The 16,470-nt window shown below is 68.7% G+C and carries 17 protein-coding genes; 12 read left to right on the forward strand and 5 right to left on the reverse strand.

Translation table 11 applies throughout. The features are described 5' to 3' along the window. Window positions 1-25: 25 nt before the first annotated feature. Both groL and groES read right to left on the reverse strand, forming a co-directional pair. Window positions 26-1,663: a chaperonin GroEL gene (gene groL / locus DX912_RS16355; RefSeq protein WP_115844248.1), complete on the reverse strand. Its 1,638-nt coding sequence runs from the start codon at window positions 1,661-1,663 to the stop codon at window positions 26-28. Window positions 1,664-1,800: 137 nt separating this feature from the next. Next, complete coding sequence (gene groES / locus DX912_RS16360) at window positions 1,801-2,088, reverse strand: co-chaperone GroES (RefSeq protein WP_115844288.1); 288 nt, start codon at window positions 2,086-2,088, stop codon at window positions 1,801-1,803. Window positions 2,089-2,612: 524 nt separating this feature from the next. Here groES and DX912_RS16365 point away from each other — a divergent pair. Further along, window positions 2,613-3,020 (forward strand): helix-turn-helix domain-containing protein, encoded by a 408-nt coding sequence (locus DX912_RS16365; RefSeq protein ID WP_115844250.1) that lies wholly within the window; start codon window positions 2,613-2,615, stop codon window positions 3,018-3,020. A 4-nt stretch (window positions 3,021-3,024) separates the two neighbouring features. Here the strand turns inward: DX912_RS16365 and DX912_RS16370 are convergent, their stop codons facing one another. Then, window positions 3,025-3,483: a hypothetical protein gene (locus DX912_RS16370; protein ID WP_147298666.1), complete on the reverse strand. Its 459-nt coding sequence runs from the start codon at window positions 3,481-3,483 to the stop codon at window positions 3,025-3,027. 142 nt (window positions 3,484-3,625) lie between these two features. On the opposite strand from DX912_RS16370, the gene cutA reads away from it, so the two are divergent. The 7 genes from cutA to DX912_RS16405 all read left to right on the forward strand — a co-directional run bounded on the left by cutA (window position 3,626) and on the right by DX912_RS16405 (window position 10,476). Beyond that, entirely contained in the window at window positions 3,626-3,967 is a 342-nt protein-coding gene (gene cutA / locus DX912_RS16375; protein ID WP_115844254.1) for a divalent-cation tolerance protein CutA, read from the forward strand. After that, window positions 3,960-6,389 (forward strand): protein-disulfide reductase DsbD, encoded by a 2,430-nt coding sequence (locus DX912_RS16380; RefSeq protein WP_115844256.1) that lies wholly within the window; start codon window positions 3,960-3,962, stop codon window positions 6,387-6,389. Before cutA ends, DX912_RS16380 begins: the two co-directional genes overlap by 8 nt. Next, complete coding sequence (locus DX912_RS16385; RefSeq protein ID WP_115844258.1) at window positions 6,389-6,985, forward strand: TlpA family protein disulfide reductase; 597 nt, start codon at window positions 6,389-6,391, stop codon at window positions 6,983-6,985. Before DX912_RS16380 ends, DX912_RS16385 begins: the two co-directional genes overlap by 1 nt. Before the next feature lie 139 nt (window positions 6,986-7,124). Further along, entirely contained in the window at window positions 7,125-7,580 is a 456-nt protein-coding gene (gene aroQ, locus DX912_RS16390) for a type II 3-dehydroquinate dehydratase (RefSeq protein WP_115844260.1), read from the forward strand. Between the two features lie 50 nt (window positions 7,581-7,630). Next, entirely contained in the window at window positions 7,631-8,101 is a 471-nt protein-coding gene (gene accB / locus DX912_RS16395; RefSeq protein ID WP_115844262.1) for an acetyl-CoA carboxylase biotin carboxyl carrier protein, read from the forward strand. Between the two features lie 66 nt (window positions 8,102-8,167). Beyond that, on the forward strand, window positions 8,168-9,535 hold the full coding sequence (gene accC, locus DX912_RS16400; RefSeq protein WP_115844264.1) for an acetyl-CoA carboxylase biotin carboxylase subunit: 1,368 nt from the start codon (window positions 8,168-8,170) through the stop codon (window positions 9,533-9,535). A gap of 68 nt (window positions 9,536-9,603) precedes the next feature. Next, on the forward strand, window positions 9,604-10,476 hold the full coding sequence (locus DX912_RS16405; RefSeq protein ID WP_115844266.1) for an energy transducer TonB: 873 nt from the start codon (window positions 9,604-9,606) through the stop codon (window positions 10,474-10,476). Between the two features lie 26 nt (window positions 10,477-10,502). Here the strand turns inward: DX912_RS16405 and DX912_RS16410 are convergent, their stop codons facing one another. Continuing rightward, window positions 10,503-10,934, reverse strand: a complete 432-nt coding sequence (locus DX912_RS16410; protein WP_233433626.1) for a hypothetical protein — start codon at window positions 10,932-10,934, stop codon at window positions 10,503-10,505. After that, a complete protein-coding gene (locus DX912_RS16415; RefSeq protein WP_233433627.1) occupies window positions 10,931-11,899 on the reverse strand; it encodes a hypothetical protein in 969 nt (322 codons plus the stop codon). The genes DX912_RS16410 and DX912_RS16415 overlap by 4 nt, the downstream gene beginning before the upstream one ends. 200 nt (window positions 11,900-12,099) lie before the next feature. On the opposite strand from DX912_RS16415, the gene prmA reads away from it, so the two are divergent. From prmA to purH, 4 genes are all read left to right on the forward strand, one after another. Beyond that, window positions 12,100-13,020 (forward strand): 50S ribosomal protein L11 methyltransferase, encoded by a 921-nt coding sequence (prmA, locus tag DX912_RS16420; RefSeq protein ID WP_115844268.1) that lies wholly within the window; start codon window positions 12,100-12,102, stop codon window positions 13,018-13,020. 34 nt (window positions 13,021-13,054) lie between these two features. Further along, window positions 13,055-13,951, forward strand: a complete 897-nt coding sequence (locus tag DX912_RS16425) for a DUF3426 domain-containing protein (protein ID WP_115844270.1) — start codon at window positions 13,055-13,057, stop codon at window positions 13,949-13,951. Window positions 13,952-14,049: 98 nt separating this feature from the next. Further along, window positions 14,050-14,322, forward strand: coding sequence for a DNA-binding transcriptional regulator Fis (gene fis / locus DX912_RS16430; RefSeq protein WP_115844272.1), 273 nt, complete (start codon window positions 14,050-14,052; stop codon window positions 14,320-14,322). Between the two features lie 370 nt (window positions 14,323-14,692). Next, the gene (gene purH, locus DX912_RS16435; protein WP_115844274.1) at window positions 14,693-16,282 is read left to right on the forward strand and encodes a bifunctional phosphoribosylaminoimidazolecarboxamide formyltransferase/IMP cyclohydrolase; all 1,590 of its coding nucleotides are present in this window, start codon (window positions 14,693-14,695) and stop codon (window positions 16,280-16,282) included. Window positions 16,283-16,470 lie beyond the last annotated feature (188 nt).

Raw genomic sequence — 16,470 nt, forward strand, 5'->3', positions numbered from 1 at the left:
TGTCGCGTGACGCGGGAAGCGGGACTTAGAAGTCCATGCCGCCCATGCCGCCCATGCCACCGCCCGGCATCGCCGGCTCTTCCTTCTTCGGCAGCTCGGCGACCATCGCTTCGGTCGTGATCATCAGGCCGGCGATCGACGCGGCGTTCTGCAGCGCGGTACGCGTGACCTTGGTCGGGTCCAGGATGCCGGCTTCGAGCATGTCGACGTACTCGCCGTTGGCGGCGTTGTAGCCGAACGCACCCTTGCCTTCGATGACCTTGTTGAGGATGACCGACGGCTCTTCACCGGCGTTGGTCACGATCTCGCGCAGCGGCGCTTCCATCGCGCGCAGGGCGATCTGGATGCCGTGGTTCTGGTCTTCGTTGGCGCCCTTCAGGCCGGCGATCGCCGCCTTGGCACGCAGCAGCGCGACGCCGCCGCCCGGCACGATGCCTTCTTCCACCGCCGCACGCGTGGCGTGCAGGGCGTCTTCGACGCGCGCCTTCTTTTCCTTCATCTCGATCTCGGTCGAAGCACCGACCTTGATCACCGCCACGCCGCCAGCCAGCTTGGCCACGCGCTCCTGCAGCTTCTCGCGGTCGTAGTCGGAGGAGGTCTCCTCGATCTGCGCCTTGATCTGCTTGATGCGGCCTTCGATTCCCGAGGCATCGCCGGCGCCGTCGATGATGGTGGTGTTCTCCTTGGAGACCTGCACCTTCTTCGCGCGGCCGAGGTCCTTGATGGTGGCCTTGTCCAGCTGCAGGCCGACTTCCTCGGAGATCACGGTGCCACCGGTCAGGATGGCCATGTCTTCCAGCATCGCCTTGCGACGGTCGCCGAAGCCCGGGGCCTTGACGGCGCAGACCTTCACGATGCCGCGGATGGTGTTGACCACCAGCGTCGCCAGCGCTTCGCCTTCGACTTCCTCGGCGATGATCAGCAGCGGCTTGCCGGCCTTCGCGACGCCTTCCAGCACCGGCAGCAGGTCGCGCACGTTGGAGATCTTCTTGTCGTGCAGCAGGATGAACGGATCGTCCAGTTCGGCCTGCATCGACTGCTGGTTGTTGATGAAGTACGGCGACAGGTAGCCGCGGTCGAACTGCATGCCCTCGACGACGTCGAGTTCGTTCTCGAGGCCCGAGCCGTCCTCGACGGTGATCACGCCTTCCTTGCCGACCTTGTCCATCGCCTGCGCGATGAGGTCGCCGATGTTGGTGTCGCTGTTGGCCGAGATCGCGCCGACCTGGGCGATTTCCTTCGAGGTCGAGGACGGCTTGGAGATCTTCTTCAGCTCGCCGACGGCTTCGGCGACGGCCTTGTCGATGCCGCGCTTGAGGTCCATCGGGTTCATGCCGGCGGCGACGGCCTTCATGCCTTCGCGGATCAGCGCCTGCGCCAGCACGGTGGCGGTGGTGGTGCCGTCACCGGCGTTGTCGGAGGTCTTGGAAGCGACTTCCTTCACCATCTGCGCGCCCATGTTCTCGAACTTGTCGGCAAGCTCGATTTCCTTGGCGACGGACACGCCGTCCTTGGTGATGGTCGGGGCGCCGAAGCTCTTCTCGAGCACGACGTTGCGGCCCTTCGGGCCGAGCGTTGCCTTGACGGCATTGGCGAGGATGTTGACGCCGCGCACCATCTTGACGCGCGCGTCCTCACCGAAACGGATTTCCTTGGCTGCCATGGTTCTTAACTCCGGGATTCGTGATTCGTGATTTGTGATTCGTGGAAAGCGACAACCGTGATGTTCGTGATGCGGGGGGATCGGTCAGCGCGCTGCGCTCGTCCGAATCGCCAGTCCCGGATCACGAATCACGGCTCTCAGCCGAGCACGGCGAAGATGTCGTCTTCCTTCACCACCAGGTATTCGGTGCCGTCCAGCTTCACTTCGGTGCCGCTGTACTTGCCGAACAGGACCTTGTCGCCGACCTTGACCTTCGGGGCGCGCACGTTGCCGTTGTCGAACGCCTTGCCCTCGCCGACGGCGACGACTTCGCCCTTGATCGGCTTCTCGGTGGCGGAGTCCGGGATCACGATGCCGCCAGCGGACATCTTTTCTTCTTCCATGCGCTTGATGACCACGCGGTCGTAGAGCGGCTTGATATTCATGGCGACGAACACCTCTGTAAGTAGTTGAAACAGCGGAAAAAGTGTCGAAATTTTAGCAGTCGCCCGCGACGAGTGCCAAGATCGCGGGCAAACAGTACCCGGCGAACCGGGATCCGTCGGAGATGGGGCGGCAGCGGAACCTTTCAAGGCCTGCCGACATATCCGGTGCAGGCGGGAGCGACTGATTCGAACGCGGGAAGCGTGCGGCGCCGGCAAGGCCGGCTAAAAAAGAAAGAGCGCGCCCCGTGGAACGCGCTCTTTGGTATCGAAGTTGCCGTCCTGGCCCGGCGCCATCCCTGCGCACGTGCTTCGAACCTGCGCCTGACGCGGCGCACGGCAATGGTGTGCGCTCCTTCGCGTTCGGGCCAGCTCCGGACTGCTTGCGCCTGCTGACCAGCGGTATCCATCCGGCCCGAAGGTTTGCCAGAATCTGCGATCCGGATTTGCTTTCGGTGGCGCCCCGGCTACCGGCAGCGCACACCTTCGGGTGTATGTCGTTCACCCTGTGACTATAGGTAGCCGCGATGACACCCCAACAGCGGATCCGCCTCGCCCGCCGTCACGCCGGCCTCTCGCAGGCCGCACTCGGGGCCGCCGTGGGCGTGCAGCGCAGTGCGGTCGGTCACTGGGAAGCGGCGCGCGGCAAGTTCCCAAGCGTGGCACACCTGCGCGAGATCGCACTGGTCACCGGTGTCCAGTTCGAATGGCTGGCGACCGGCCGCGGCAGCATGGGCCTGTCAGCCGACACGGCGCTGGATTCGGTGGCCGCCGCCGACGCCGTGCTGGTCGAGGATCCGCTCGAACTGCGCCTGCTGGCCGCCTTCCGCGCGGCGCCGACGCGCGCCAGGGCGCCGCTGGTGGAAGTCGTCGAGCAACTGGCCGAACTGCGTACGGGGAGAGCGCGCGTCACCGCGAAGACGGCGCGCGCGTAGCGTCTCAGCCGCCTGCCAGGCGCCGGACCGCGGCCGCTGGGATCGCCGCGCAATCGGGGGCCGGGGCGAACGCCGCCGTCGCCGTCTCGTCGCCCTGCACGAGCTGGAGATGCTTCGCGGTCAGCGGCGCGGCCAGCACGGCTGTCCACACGGCGCGGATCGTGCCCTGCATCGGCGGCTCGGCCTGCGGCGCGCCGGACGCGTCGACGTAGACCAGGTCGCGGCCGGACGCCGCCAGCCGCTCGCCAGAATCCAGGTCGAGCACGCCGAGGTCGGCCGGATCGCTCCAGCAGTTCATCGCGCTCTCGCAGCTGAGGTCCAGCAACAGCCGTGGCGCCGGCGTCGCCTGCGCGCAGGCGGCACGCACGCGGATGCCGTGCGCGTCTTCGGTCTGGGCCATCGCGACGGGGCTGGCGAGTGCCAGCACGAGGCCGAGCGATGCGAGCAACGTGCGGTGGGACATCGAACCTCCTGGCCGGCCAGCGGAACGCCGGCGCCGGCAGCCTACGCCATCCGGGGGCGCATCGTGCAGGGTTCCGACGGAACGCTGCAGGCCGGCCCGGCACGGGCAGCGGCCGCAGGCAGGCCCTACACTGGCGCCCCTCATGCCCACGGCCACCGACCCGCGCGTGCGGCTGGTGCTCAGCACCTGCCCCGACGCACAGACCGCCGACGCCCTCGCCACCGCGCTGGTGGACGAGCGACTGGCCGCGTGCGTGAACGTGCTGCCCGGCATCCGCTCGGTGTACCGCTGGCAGGGCGCGATCGAACGCAGCCAGGAAGTCCTCCTGCTGATCAAGACCACCGCGGCGCGCCAGGACGAACTGATCGCGCGGCTGAAGACGCTGCATCCATATGAACTGCCCGAGGCGCTCGCGGTCGAAGCCGTCGGCGGCCTCGCCGCCTACCTCGGCTGGGTGGACGAACAGACACGTGACGATGACTGACCCGATCCGGACGCGCGCCGCGCGCCTGCTTTCCTTTTTCCTCCCGCTCGCGCTCGCGTTCGCCGCGATGCCCGCCGCCGCCGCGATCGATCCCGACGACCTGCTGCCGGTCGACGACGCCTTCGCGCTGCGGGCCGAGGCGCCGTCCGCCGACCGCATCGAGATCCGCTGGCGCATCGCCGACGGCTATTACCTGTATCGCCACCGCATCGCCGTGCAGGCCGACGCCGGCTTCGCCGCGCAGCCGCTGCAACTGCCCAGGGGCGATCAGCACGAGGACGAGTTCTTCGGCAAGGTCGAAACCTACCGCCAGCAGCTCACCGCCGTTCTGCCCGGCCAGGCCAGCGCGCGCCAGGTCACGCTGAAGATCAAGTACCAGGGCTGCGCCGACGCCGGCATCTGCTACCCGCCGCAGACGCGCAGCGTGACCGTCGCGCTGCCCGCTGGCGGGCAGGACAACGCCAAGCCGCTGGTGAACTTCGGCCCGCGCGGGAACGCGCCGCTGGGTGGCGGGCTGCTCGGCCAGAACGCCGGCACCGGCACCGACGCGCTGCCGCTGCCGCCGGAGCAGGCGTTCGGGTTCGAGGCGATCGCCGGCGACGGCAACACGCTGCTGCTGCGCTTCACCCCGGCGCGCGGCTATTACCTGTATCGCGACAAGACCACGCTGAAACTCGACGCCGCCGCGACCAAGGCCGGCTTCGCGCTCGGCGCACCGCGCTGGCCGAAGGGCGTGGCGCATCGCGACGAGCATTTCGGCGACGTCACGGTGTACTTCGACCAGATCGACGTGCCGGTGCCGGTGAGCGCACGCACGACCGAGCCGGCGACGCTGCGACTGACGGCCGGGTTCCAGGGCTGCCAGACGGACGGCATCTGCTATCCGCCGATGACGCGGGTGGTTGACGTCGCGCTGCCCGCGCGGAAGGTGCAGGCGGTCTCGAACGGACCTTCGACGCAACTGCCCGCTGCGGCCGATGAGCAGGGCACGGCGCCTGCGCAGCTGCCGGCGAGCGATGACGCCGTCGTAGCGACGCCGACCGCGCCCGCTCCTTCGGCCGCGACATCGACCGGCGATCGCGCGCCCGCGACCAACGCAGCCAACAGCGAACGGGCGGAAGATGCGCGCCTTGCCGCCGCGCTGTCCGGCAAGGGCCGCTGGTTCGCGCTGCTGACTTTCTTCGCGCTGGGGCTGGGCCTGTCGTTCACGCCGTGCGTGCTGCCGATGATCCCGATCCTCTCCGGCCTCATCGCCGGCCAGGGCCCGAACCTCGGCGTGCGTCGCGCGCTGACGCTGTCGTTCGTGTACGTGCTGGCGAGCGCGCTGGTGTTCACCGCGGCCGGCGTGGTCGCGGGCCTGGTCGGCGCGAACCTGCAGGTGGCCTTCCAGACGCCGTGGGTGATCGTCGCCTTCGCCGCGCTGTTCGTCGTGCTGTCGCTGTCGAGCTTCGGCCTGTACGAACTGCAGCTGCCCTCGTCGTTGCGATCGAAGCTCGGCGCGCTGAGCGATCGCCAACGCGGCGGGTCGCTCGCCGGCGTGGCGATTATGGGCGCCCTGTCGGCGCTGATCGTCGGCCCCTGCGTCGCTCCGCCCCTGGCGGCGGCCGTGCTCTACATCGGCCAGACGCAGGATCCGGCCTTCGGCGGCGCGGCGCTGTTCCTGCTGGCGATGGGCATGGGCGTGCCGCTGCTCGTCTTCGGCGTCGCCGCCGGCAAGGGCCTGCCGACCAGCGGCCCGTGGATGGTCGCGGTGCAGCGCGCGTTCGGCTTCGTCTTCGTCGGGCTGGCGGTTTGGATGCTCTCGCGCATCGTGCCGGCGCCGGTGACGCTCGCGCTGTGGGGCGTGCTGCTGCTCGCCGCGGCGGCGACCACCGCCACCGCGGTGCGCAACTCGCGCCACGACGGCGCGCGAATCATGGGCTGGACGGCCGCGCTGGTGCTCGGCCTGTTCGGCGCCGCGCAGCTGGTCGGCGCGATGGCCGGCAGCCGCGATCCCTTCAAGCCGCTGGCCGGCCTCGTCGGCGGTGGCGCGCAGGTCGAAGCCGAGCTGCCGTTCCGCAAGATCAAGTCGACGGCCGACCTCGACCGCGAGATCGCCGCAGCGCAGGCCGCCGGCATGCCGCTGATGCTCGACTTCTATGCCGACTGGTGCGTGGCCTGCAAGGAAATGGAGAAGTACACCTTCCCCGATCCGGCCGTGCACAAGGCGCTGGACGGCTTCGTGCTGCTCAAGGCCGACGTCACCGCCAACGACGACGTCGACCAGGCACTGATGAAGCGCCTGGGCATCATCGGCCCGCCAGCGACGCTGTGGTACCGCGACGGCGCCGAGCGCCGCGAACTGCGGCTGTTCGGCTTCGAGGAAGCGGAGAACTTCGTCGAACGTGCCGGCCGCGCGGGCTCGGAGCAGGCGACCCGCTGATGGGTTCGACCGCGAAGATCCTGCTCGTTGCGGCCATCGCCGGCGCGCTGGGCGTGATCGCCGGCCTCGTGGTCAACGGTCCGGGTCCGCTGCTGCGCACCGAGGTCGGCCAGCGCGCGCTGCAGTCGGCGATGGACGCGAGCGCGCTGAAGCCGCCCGCCGATCTTCCGGTCGCCCGGCGCGGCGAAGCCGTCCCGACGATCCGCCTTCCCGCGCTCGACGGCGCCACTGTCGAACTGCCCGCCGCGTACGCCGGCCGGCCGGTGTTGGTGAACCTGTGGGCGAGCTGGTGCGGCCCGTGCATCGAGGAAATGCCCGAGCTGGATCGCTATGCGGCCTCCCAGGGCGCGAACGGCACGCAAGTGGTCGGCATCGCGCTGGATGACGCGGCCGCCGTGGAGGCGTTCCTCAAGCGTGTTCCGGTGGGTTACCCGATCCTGCTGGACGAAGCCGGCCCGCGCGACGCGGCCGTCCAACTCGGCAATCCGAAGGGCGTGCTGCCCTATACGGCGCTGATTTCGGCCGACGGCCGCCTGATCAAGCAGAAGATCGGGCCGTTCCAGCATGGCGAAATCGATAACTGGGTCGCGGATTAGAGCGACCACTCAAACGCCTGATTAAATTCCGCGAACTTCGTCGATACGGCGGCGAACGTCTGGACACCCCATCGGGCATGGCGCACACTGCCGGCCTTCGCCCCCAATCGACGCGCGTTGGCGCGTGTTTCCGGCCCCGATGGCAAAGCTGCTGCTCCTGCACGGCCCCAACCTCAACCTGCTCGGCACCCGCGAGCCGGAGGTCTATGGGCGCGCGACGCTGGACGACATCGACGCCTCGCTGCGCGAGCGCGCGCAGGCAGCCGGCCACGCCTTCGAGAGCCTGCAGTCCAACGCCGAGCACGTGCTGGTCGACCGCATCCAGGCCGCGCGCCAGGACGGTACCAGCTTCATCCTGATCAACCCGGCGGCCTTCACCCATACGAGCGTGGCCATCCGCGACGCTCTGGCGGCCGTCGCGCTGCCCTTCATCGAAGTCCACCTGTCCAACCCGCACCGCCGCGAACCCTTCCGCCACACCAGCTACTTCAGCGACCTGGCGGTCGGCGTGGTGTGCGGCTTCGGCGCGGACAGCTACCGATACGCACTCGACGCAGCGCTGGCCCGGATGGCCGCGCCCGCCGGGACGCCCTGACATCCACCTGCCTGCCCGCTCGCCGGGCGCACGCAACCTGAGGCCCGAACATGGACCTGCGCAAAATCAAGAAGCTGATCGACCTGCTCGAGGAATCCAACCTCGCCGAGATCGAGATCAAGGAAGGCGAGGAATCCGTCCGCCTGGCCCGCACGCCGAAGGGCATCCAGGTCGCCGCGGCGCCGATCATGCAGGCCGCCCCGCAGCCGGCGCCGGTCATGCCGATGCACGGCCCCACTGAAGCGGCCAGCGGTGGCGCGCCCAAGCCCGCCGCTGACCTGCCGCCGGGCCACATCGTCCGCGCGCCGATGGTCGGCACCTTCTACGGCTCGCCCTCGCCCGACAAGCCGGCGTTCGTCACGGTCGGCCAGGCGGTCAAGGCCGGCGACACGCTGGGCATCATCGAGGCGATGAAGATGTTCAACCCGATCGAGGCCGACGTCGCCGGCACGGTGTTGAAGGTGATGGTCGAAAACGGCCAGCCGATCGAGTTCGACCAGCCGCTGTTCGTCATCGGGTAAGTGCGACGGGCGAGGCTCAGGCCACGCCCACGTGAACTGCCCCGTCCCCGTTCCAGAGAACAGCCCATGCTCGACAAAGTCGTAATCGCCAACCGCGGTGAAATCGCGCTGCGCATCCTGCGCGCGTGCCACGCGCTGGGCATCCGCACGGTCGCGGTGCATTCCACCGTCGACCGCAACCTCAAGCACGTCGCGATGGCCGACGAATCGGTCTGCATCGGCCCGGCACCGTCGACCGACAGCTACCTCAACATGGCGTCCATCATCGCCGCGGCGGAAGTCACCGACGCGCAGGCGATCCATCCCGGCTACGGCTTCCTGTCGGAGAACGCCGACTTCGCCGAGCGCGTGGAGCAGTCGGGCTTCATCTTCATCGGGCCGAAGGCCGACACGATCCGCCTGATGGGCGACAAGGTCGAAGCCATCCGCGCGATGAAGTCCGCCGGCGTGCCGTGCGTGCCCGGCAGCGGCGGCCCGCTCGGCGACGACGCGGCGACCAACGTCAAGATCGCGCGCGAGATCGGCTATCCGGTCATCGTCAAGGCCGCGGGCGGCGGTGGCGGTCGCGGCATGCGCGTGGTGCACACCGAGGCGCACCTCACTGCGGCAATCCAGACCACGAAGTCCGAGGCGAAGGCCGCGTTCGGCAACGACATGGTCTACATGGAGAAGTTCCTGGAGAACCCGCGCCACGTGGAGATCCAGGTGCTCGCCGATGGCCAGGGCGGCGCGATCCACCTGGGCGAGCGCGACTGCTCGATGCAGCGCCGCCACCAGAAGGTCGTCGAGGAAGCGCCGGCGCCGGGCATCACGCCGGAGCAGCGCGCGGAAATCGGCAAGGTTTGCGTGGAAGCCTGCCTGCGCATCGGCTACCGCGGCGCGGGTACGTTCGAGTTCCTCTACGAGAACGGCCGCTTCTATTTCATCGAGATGAACACCCGCATCCAGGTGGAGCATCCGGTCACCGAACTGGTCACCGGCATCGACCTGGTGCGCGAGCAACTGATGATCGCCGCCGGCCACAAGCTCTCGATCAAGCAGAGCGACGTCGTGCTGGAAGGCCACGCGATCGAGTGCCGCATCAACGCCGAGGATCCGGAGACATTCATGCCGTTCCCCGGCCTGATCCAGCACTTCCATGCACCGGGCGGCCCGGGCGTGCGCGTGGACAGCCATATCTACGAAGGCTATCGCGTGCCGCCGAACTACGACTCGATGATCGGCAAGCTGATCGTGCACGGGCCCGATCGCGAAACGGCCATCGCGCGCATGCGCGTGGCACTCTCCGAGATGGTCGTTGATGGCATCAAGACGAACATCCCGCTGCAGCAGCGCATCATGTCCGACGCTGGTTTCCAGCAGGGCGGCATGAACATCCACTACCTGGAAAAGCGCCTGAAGGAACAGAAGGAGAAGGCGCTCTCCATCGTGTGACCCCAGACCGCGGCCCAGGCCGCGGTTTTTCTTTGTACGCTGGCCGCAGTACCCGCCCCGGAGCCCGCATGTCCCCGCGCCTGCTCGTCATGCTCATGATCGGCCTGTCGTCGCTGCAGGTCGCCGCCGCGTCGAAATCCGCCGCGGCCGACAAGCGCACGGCCCAGAAGCACGCCGCCGACAAGCGCGTCGGGGCGAAGGCGCCGACCGACTGGCTGAAGGTCGAACTTGTCGGCGACGCCGACGACGACGTCGCGCGGCTGTACCGCGAACAGTTGCTCGCCTGGTACCGCACCAGCGGCGCCATGGACGAGCGCGAGCTGGCCGCATTGCCGGACGCGGACTACTTCGCCTTCCGCCCCGACCTGACGAGCTTTTCCATCGACAGCGGCGAGTCCGCCGGACAGTGGACCTTCTCGCCGCCGGACGCGGGACGCTGGCCGGGCGCCGCGGTGCAGGTGATCGACCGCTCCGACGCCCAGAACTACCGCATCCTTGCCCGCGTGCACTGCGATCCGGCCGCCGCTTCGTGCCGCAAGCTTCGCGCCGAAACGGCCGCAATGTCGCCTCCGGAGCCCTCCACGCGCGACGATTCGACGTCCTACGACGCATGGCGAGGGTTGATCGAGAAGGAAGCCTGCACGCCGGCACCGAAACAGATGCCGGCGCCGCGCTACCCGGCTTCGCTCGCGCGCCACGGCGATGGCGGCCGCGTCGAGCTGCGCCTGCTGGTCAATCCATGCGGGGAAGTTCGTGCGGTGCGCCTGAGCGAGTCGTCGGGCTATCCGCAGCTGGACCAGTCGGCGATCACTACCGCCTGGGGATGGCGCATCCAGTCCGAGCGCCAGGAATCGGGGTCGATCGTGCGGGTACCGGTGGATTTCGTCCCGCCGCAGTTCGAGACCGCGCCCGCCGGGCGCGCGGAGCGGGCGTCGCGCTGAGGGCGCCCGCAAACAGGTTCACAGCATCAGCGATGCACGGCCCCGGAGGCATCGGCGGCGGCATCGATCAGGTCGTTGTTGCCGATCTTCCTGCCCGTGCTCTGCGTGCCCGCGATGGGCTGCGTGCCGGCGCTTGATGTCGGATTCACGACCATGACGTATTCGCTGGAGCCGTCGGGCCAGACGACCTTGAACGTGCTGCCCGGGGGCAGTGTCGAGAACGGCGCGCCGCTGCTGGCGCGGTACACCGCCGCGACCTGCGCCGCACCCGACATCCGCAGTTCCTCGGACGAACGCGCGGTCGTCACCGCGACCTGGGACAGGTGGCGGTACTCGTCGGCGAGCACGTCGATCATCACGCCGGCCGCGCCCACCGAGTAGGTGGCGAACAGCAGCACCCAGAAATACCGGCGGACCTTTCCCGCCAGCGGCCTCGTTGTCAGTGCAACACTTTTCATTTCAGTTCCCTCTTCCCGCCCATGAGCGAGTCGACCATGTCGTTGATCACGTCCACGCCCTGACGCGGCACGGCGGCGTCGAAGACGAAGCGTTCGAAATCCTGCCCGGGCACGCTGGAACAGATGCCGCCGTTGGCGCAGTAGGAGGTCATCAGCGCGCTGTCGGCCGTGCAGTCCATGCCCAAGCGGCATGCCGCCAGTTGCCACGCCAGTTCGGAGAACTGCGTGCCGGCGACCTTGTCGCTGTACTCGACCTTGCCGCTGGCCGCGATGCCCATCGCCGGCGCGAGCGCGGAATAGGCTTCGGGGTCTTCGGACTTCTGCACGCGCTCGACGAGCTCGCGCTTGTATTCGGGCGTGTCCTCGAGCGGCTCGCCGGAGGCCATCAGCGAGGCCTCCGCGGCGACGCTACCGGCTTCGGCCGCTTCCACGCGCTTGAGCACGATCATCCGCGGCGTGAGTTCGTCCTGCGGCGCGAAACGCGCGCAACGTTCGCTGACGCGCTCGCGTGCGGCGACCATAGCCGCGGAGCCGCGCATTCCCATCTCGCCGATCACGCGCGTGTCGCGATCGAACGCCGCCGGCGATGTCGCGAAGCCGGAGCAGTATTCGTAGACGCGGCTGATCATCCAGATCGCGTCGGCATCGCGCTCGCGCGCGGCCGGCTCGAGCGATTGCGCGTAGGCGAACAGGTCGCGGCTGGAATCGAACGCCTGCCGGATCGTCGAACGCGTCGCCGGTGCGGCGTCAGGTGTCTGGATCGCGCTCGCGCGCGGTCGGTCTATCGTCCGATCGACGCTTCCTTCGGGAAGACGGGCATCCACGGCCGTCGCGATGGCGACGCGCTCGACGCTGTCGTGATCGCCGCCCTGCACCCACGCCGCCACCGACGCGACGACGAGCAGCACCAGCGTCGCCCAGGCGAGCGTGCGGGTGCCCGGCCACGAAGGCGATCGTCTGCTCATCCCGGTTTGCAGGGTGTCGGTCATCGGCGGGGGATCACCGGCTGGCGCCGGCGTTGGGCCATTCTAGGCCAAGTAGTGCAAAGCGCCGCGGCGCGGTATCTGAATGCGGGCGCCGAATGCAGGCATGTGATCCGCTCCCGCTTTACGCCGTCCCGGCCACGGCCCACCATGGCCGCCCGTCGCCGTTGTCCCGAGTCGCCATGCCGTTCCTGGAACTCACCCTGCCCTGCACCGAAGCCCAGCAGCCGCGCTACGAGCGCGCGCTGGAAAACGTCGGTGCGCTGGCCGTGACGCTGGCCGACCAGCATGCCGACGCCCCCGACGAACAGGCAATCTTCGAGCCCGGCGTCGGCGAGCAGCCGCTGTGGAACGAGATGCTGCTGACCGCGCTGTTCGAAGGCGGCACCTCGCCGGAGCTGCTGCTCTACGCACTCGACGCCGCTGACGAAGGACTGGACTGGTCGCGCGCCAGTTTCCGCGACGTCGAGGACCAGGACTGGGAACGCGCCTGGATGGATCAGTACGAGCCGCTGCGCTTCGGCCGTCGCACCTGGATCGTGCCGTGGAACCACGACCTGCCCGAAGGCGCCGACGCCGCCGATGCCGCCGTGGTCCGGCTCGATCCGGGCCTGGCGTTCGGTTCGGGCACGCATCCGACCACGGCGCTGTGCCTGCAGTGGCTCGACGAACTCGCCGACCAGGGCGCGCTGGCCGGCCAGCGCGTGCTCGATTTCGGTTGCGGGTCGGGCATCCTCGCGCTGGCGGCGCTAAAGCTTGGCGCGGCGCAGGCCATCGGCGTCGACAACGACCCGCAGGCGCTCACCGCCACCGACGACAACGCGCAGCGCAACGGCGTGGCCGACCGGCTGGTGGCGTACTCGCCGGAGACCGAACCAGTCGACACCTATCCGGTGGTGGTCGCCAACATCCTCGCCTCGGCGCTGGTGGCGCTGGCCGACACGCTCCTCGCGCGCGTCGCGCCGGGCGGTCGCATCGCGATGTCGGGCATCCTCGCGGGGCAGGAAGACGAGGTCATGGCGCGCTACCGCGCCGACTTCGACGACCTTCGCGCCGAGCGGATGGAAGACTGGATGCGCGTCACAGGCGTGCGCCGCCGATGACATCGGCGCACGGCGGCATGTTTGAATAGCCGCCATGTTCGTTCCCTGCCCGCACTGCGGTTTCCTCGTCGCGCTCATCGTCCGTCCGGACGGTGCGCCACAGCGTTGCCCGCGTTGCGATGGCCTGGTGCAGGACGAAGCGTCGACGGAATCGTCCGTCGAGGAAACCGTTTCGACGATTGAAGACGCGCGGCCGGGCGAACCCATACTGGCGACCTCGCACGCGACGGACGACGCAGCGCCCATCGACGCAACATCCGACGCGACGACGGTTACGCCCGCAACCACCGATGAAGCCGTCGATGCGGGCGATGGCACGATCGAATCGCCATCGCCGACTTACGAAGACGCCATCGCCGCGGCCACGGTCGGCGGTACGCCGGCACGCCCCGCGAAACGTACTGCACGGCCGCGTCGAAAAGGTGCGCCGAGCTTCGCGCGCCACGGCGTGCAGCACGCGGCCACGCGCACGCACTGGGGCTGGCACGCCGGCATCGCCGCGCTCGCACTGTTGTTCGCCTTGCAGTTATTGCTCGCTCAGCGACATGAACTCGCCGCCGATCCGCGCTGGCGACCGCTCGTCACCGGCGCATGCGGCGTGTTGCGCTGCGACGTGCCGGCGTGGCGCGAACCGGCGGCGTTCACGATGCTCCAGCGCAGCGTGCGACCGCAGCCGAACGCGCCCGGCGTGCTCGCCGTGGACGCGAGTTTCCGCAACGATGCGCGTTGGCCGCAGCCCTGGCCGACACTGGTGCTGAGCCTGTCCGACGTGGATGGCCGCCCGGTCGGCGTGCGTGCGTTCGCCCCTGCTGAATACCGCGGCGCGCATCGTCCCGACGACCGGTTGTTGCCCGGACAGAGCGCGAATGTGACGTTCCAGGTCATCGAACCGGCACCGCGCATCGTGGCGTTCACGTTCGACTTCCGCTGACCTCGCCGCATCATTGGCGCCTGCGACAGGCGCGCGATAGACTCGCCCTCCCGCCGATCCCGCACCGGGCCGGATCGACGCGACACTGGGGATTCCGTTTGAACGCCGCGACCGACCGAAACGACATCGCACGACCCGCGCCGCGCGTGCCGCTGCGCGACCATGTCGCCACGTCGATCCGTCGTTTCCTCGGCGACCTGGACGGTCACGGCACCGAGAACCTTTACGAGATCGCGCTGCGCGAACTCGAGATCCCGCTCTTCGTGGAAGTACTGCAGCACTGCGACGGCAACCAGAGCCGTGCGGCCTCGATGCTCGGCATCCATCGCGCCACGCTGCGCAAGAAACTGCGCGAATACGGACTGGATTGAACGCGCCAGCTCGACGCGCGTAAACGCCGTTCGTTCTTTGCCGTCGTCCGTTTCCGACGTCCTCCGTTCTCTGCTGTCGTCTCTCGCGCTTTCCGCTGTCGTCGCGCCCTCTGCTGTCATCCCCGCGAAGGCGGGGATCCATGCCTGCGCGCATCACGCCCTCCGAAAGCCGTAGCACTTCCGAGACATGGATTCCCGCCTGCGCGGGAATGACGGCTTCAAAGCGCCGCGCCTTCGCGGGAATGGCGGCTTTTCAAGCGCCACGTCCTCGCAGGAATCGCGGCGTCAAGGCAACCGTGCTTCGCACGCCGGAGCCCGCCCAGCCCCGCTGCGTATAATTCCCAGCTCCCCGCCGCACGCTGCCACCCCCATGACCTCCGAACTCCTGTCCGGCCCGCCGGTCACTGTCCGCCGCGCCCTGCTGTCCGTCTCCGACAAGACCGGCCTGATCGAACTGGCGCGCGCGCTGCACGCGCTCAACGTCGAGCTGCTCTCCACCGGCGGTACCGCCAAGGCCATCCGCGATGCCGGCCTGCCGGTGAAGGACGTCAGCGACGTCACCGGTTTCCCGGAAATGATGGACGGCCGCGTCAAGACGCTGCATCCGATCGTGCACGGCGGCCTGCTCGGCCGCGCCGGCCTGGATGAAGCGGTGATGGCGCAGCACGGCATCGGCGCGATCGACCTGCTCGTGCTGAACCTGTATCCGTTCGAGAAGGTGTCGGTGGATCCGGCGAGCACGCTGGAAGACATCATCGAGAACATCGACATCGGCGGCCCGGCGATGCTGCGTTCGGCGGCGAAGAACTTCGCGCGCGTGACGGTCGCTACGGATCCGGCGCAATACGACGCGCTCGTCGCCGAGCTGAAGGACAACAACGGCGCCGTGTCCGGCAAGACGCGCTTCGCATTGTCGGTCGCCGCGTTCAACCGCGTCGCGCAGTACGACGCCCGCATCAGCGATTACCTGTCGTCGATCAACGTCGAGGACGGCTCGCGCGCCGCGTTCTCCGCGCAGGCCAACGGCAGCTTCGTGAAGGTGATGGACCTGCGGTACGGCGAAAACCCGCACCAGGCGGGCGCGTTCTACCGCGACCTGTGGCCGGTGCCGGGCACGCTGGCGACGTTCACGCAGCTGCAGGGCAAGGAGCTGAGCTACAACAACCTCGCCGACGCCGACGCCGCGTGGGAATGCGTGCGCCAGTTCGAGCGTCCGGCGTGCGTGATCGTCAAGCACGCCAACCCGTGCGGCGTGGCCGAAGGCGTCGCTTGCGGCGACGCATACGAACTCGCGTACGCGACCGATCCGACGTCCGCCTTCGGCGGCATCCTCGCGTTCAACACGAAGCTCGATGCGGCGACCGCGAAGGCGATCCTCGACCGCCAGTTCGTCGAAGTGCTGATCGCGCCGGACTACGAGGAAGGCGCGCTCGACTACGCACGCAAGAAGGCAAACGTGCGCGTGCTGCGCATCCCGCACGGCGACGGCCGCAACAACGTCGACGTCAAGCGCGTCGGCTCGGGCCTGCTGATGCAGACGGCCGACATCCGCGAAGTCACGCGCGACGAGCTGAAGGTCGTCACGAAGATCGCGCCGACAAAGGAGCAGCTCGACGACCTGCTGTTCGCGTGGCGCGTGGCGAAGTTCGTGAAGTCCAACGCCATCGTGTATGCGAAGGATCACCGCACCATCGGTGTCGGCGCTGGCCAGATGAGCCGCGTGTATTCGGCGCGCATCGCCGGCATCAAGGCGAACGACGCCGGCCTGATCGTGCCGGGTTCGGTGATGGCGTCGGATGCCTTCTTCCCGTTCCGCGACGGCATCGACGCCGCGGCCGAAGCGGGCATCAAGGCCGTGATCCAGCCGGGCGGTTCGATGCGCGACAACGAAGTCATCGCCGCGGCCGACGAACACGGCCTGGCGATGGTCTTCACCGGCGTGCGGCATTTCCGCCACTGACCGGGGATTCGGAAGCAGGTCCGAAGCGTCATCCCGGCGAAAGCCGGGACCCAGGCCCGTACCGCCCGGGCACTCCGCATTCCGGCAAACCGACTCACCGTCATTCCCGCGAAGGCGGGAATCCATGCGTGCAAGCGTCACGCCTGACGAAAGACGGTGACGGACCGGAAAAATGGATCCCTGCCTTC

Source organism: Lysobacter soli, from assembly GCF_003382285.1.
Lineage (GTDB): Bacteria > Pseudomonadota > Gammaproteobacteria > Xanthomonadales > Xanthomonadaceae > Lysobacter_J > Lysobacter_J soli.

Coding starts and splice junctions, on each gene's coding strand:
- DX912_RS16385 (WP_115844258.1), top strand. CDS start 6,389: ATGGGTTCGACCGCGAAGATCCTGCTCGTTGCGGCCATCGCCGGCGCG.
- DX912_RS16415 (WP_233433627.1), bottom strand. CDS start 11,899: ATGAGCAGACGATCGCCTTCGTGGCCGGGCACCCGCACGCTCGCCTGG.
- accC (WP_115844264.1), top strand. CDS start 8,168: ATGCTCGACAAAGTCGTAATCGCCAACCGCGGTGAAATCGCGCTGCGC.
- DX912_RS16380 (WP_115844256.1), top strand. CDS start 3,960: ATGACTGACCCGATCCGGACGCGCGCCGCGCGCCTGCTTTCCTTTTTC.
- DX912_RS16365 (WP_115844250.1), top strand. CDS start 2,613: ATGACACCCCAACAGCGGATCCGCCTCGCCCGCCGTCACGCCGGCCTC.
- purH (WP_115844274.1), top strand. CDS start 14,693: ATGACCTCCGAACTCCTGTCCGGCCCGCCGGTCACTGTCCGCCGCGCC.
- prmA (WP_115844268.1), top strand. CDS start 12,100: ATGCCGTTCCTGGAACTCACCCTGCCCTGCACCGAAGCCCAGCAGCCG.
- accB (WP_115844262.1), top strand. CDS start 7,631: ATGGACCTGCGCAAAATCAAGAAGCTGATCGACCTGCTCGAGGAATCC.
- DX912_RS16405 (WP_115844266.1), top strand. CDS start 9,604: ATGTCCCCGCGCCTGCTCGTCATGCTCATGATCGGCCTGTCGTCGCTG.
- DX912_RS16410 (WP_233433626.1), bottom strand. CDS start 10,934: ATGAAAAGTGTTGCACTGACAACGAGGCCGCTGGCGGGAAAGGTCCGC.
- groL (WP_115844248.1), bottom strand. CDS start 1,663: ATGGCAGCCAAGGAAATCCGTTTCGGTGAGGACGCGCGCGTCAAGATG.
- aroQ (WP_115844260.1), top strand. CDS start 7,125: ATGGCAAAGCTGCTGCTCCTGCACGGCCCCAACCTCAACCTGCTCGGC.
- DX912_RS16425 (WP_115844270.1), top strand. CDS start 13,055: ATGTTCGTTCCCTGCCCGCACTGCGGTTTCCTCGTCGCGCTCATCGTC.
- cutA (WP_115844254.1), top strand. CDS start 3,626: ATGCCCACGGCCACCGACCCGCGCGTGCGGCTGGTGCTCAGCACCTGC.
- groES (WP_115844288.1), bottom strand. CDS start 2,088: ATGAATATCAAGCCGCTCTACGACCGCGTGGTCATCAAGCGCATGGAA.
- DX912_RS16370 (WP_147298666.1), bottom strand. CDS start 3,483: ATGTCCCACCGCACGTTGCTCGCATCGCTCGGCCTCGTGCTGGCACTC.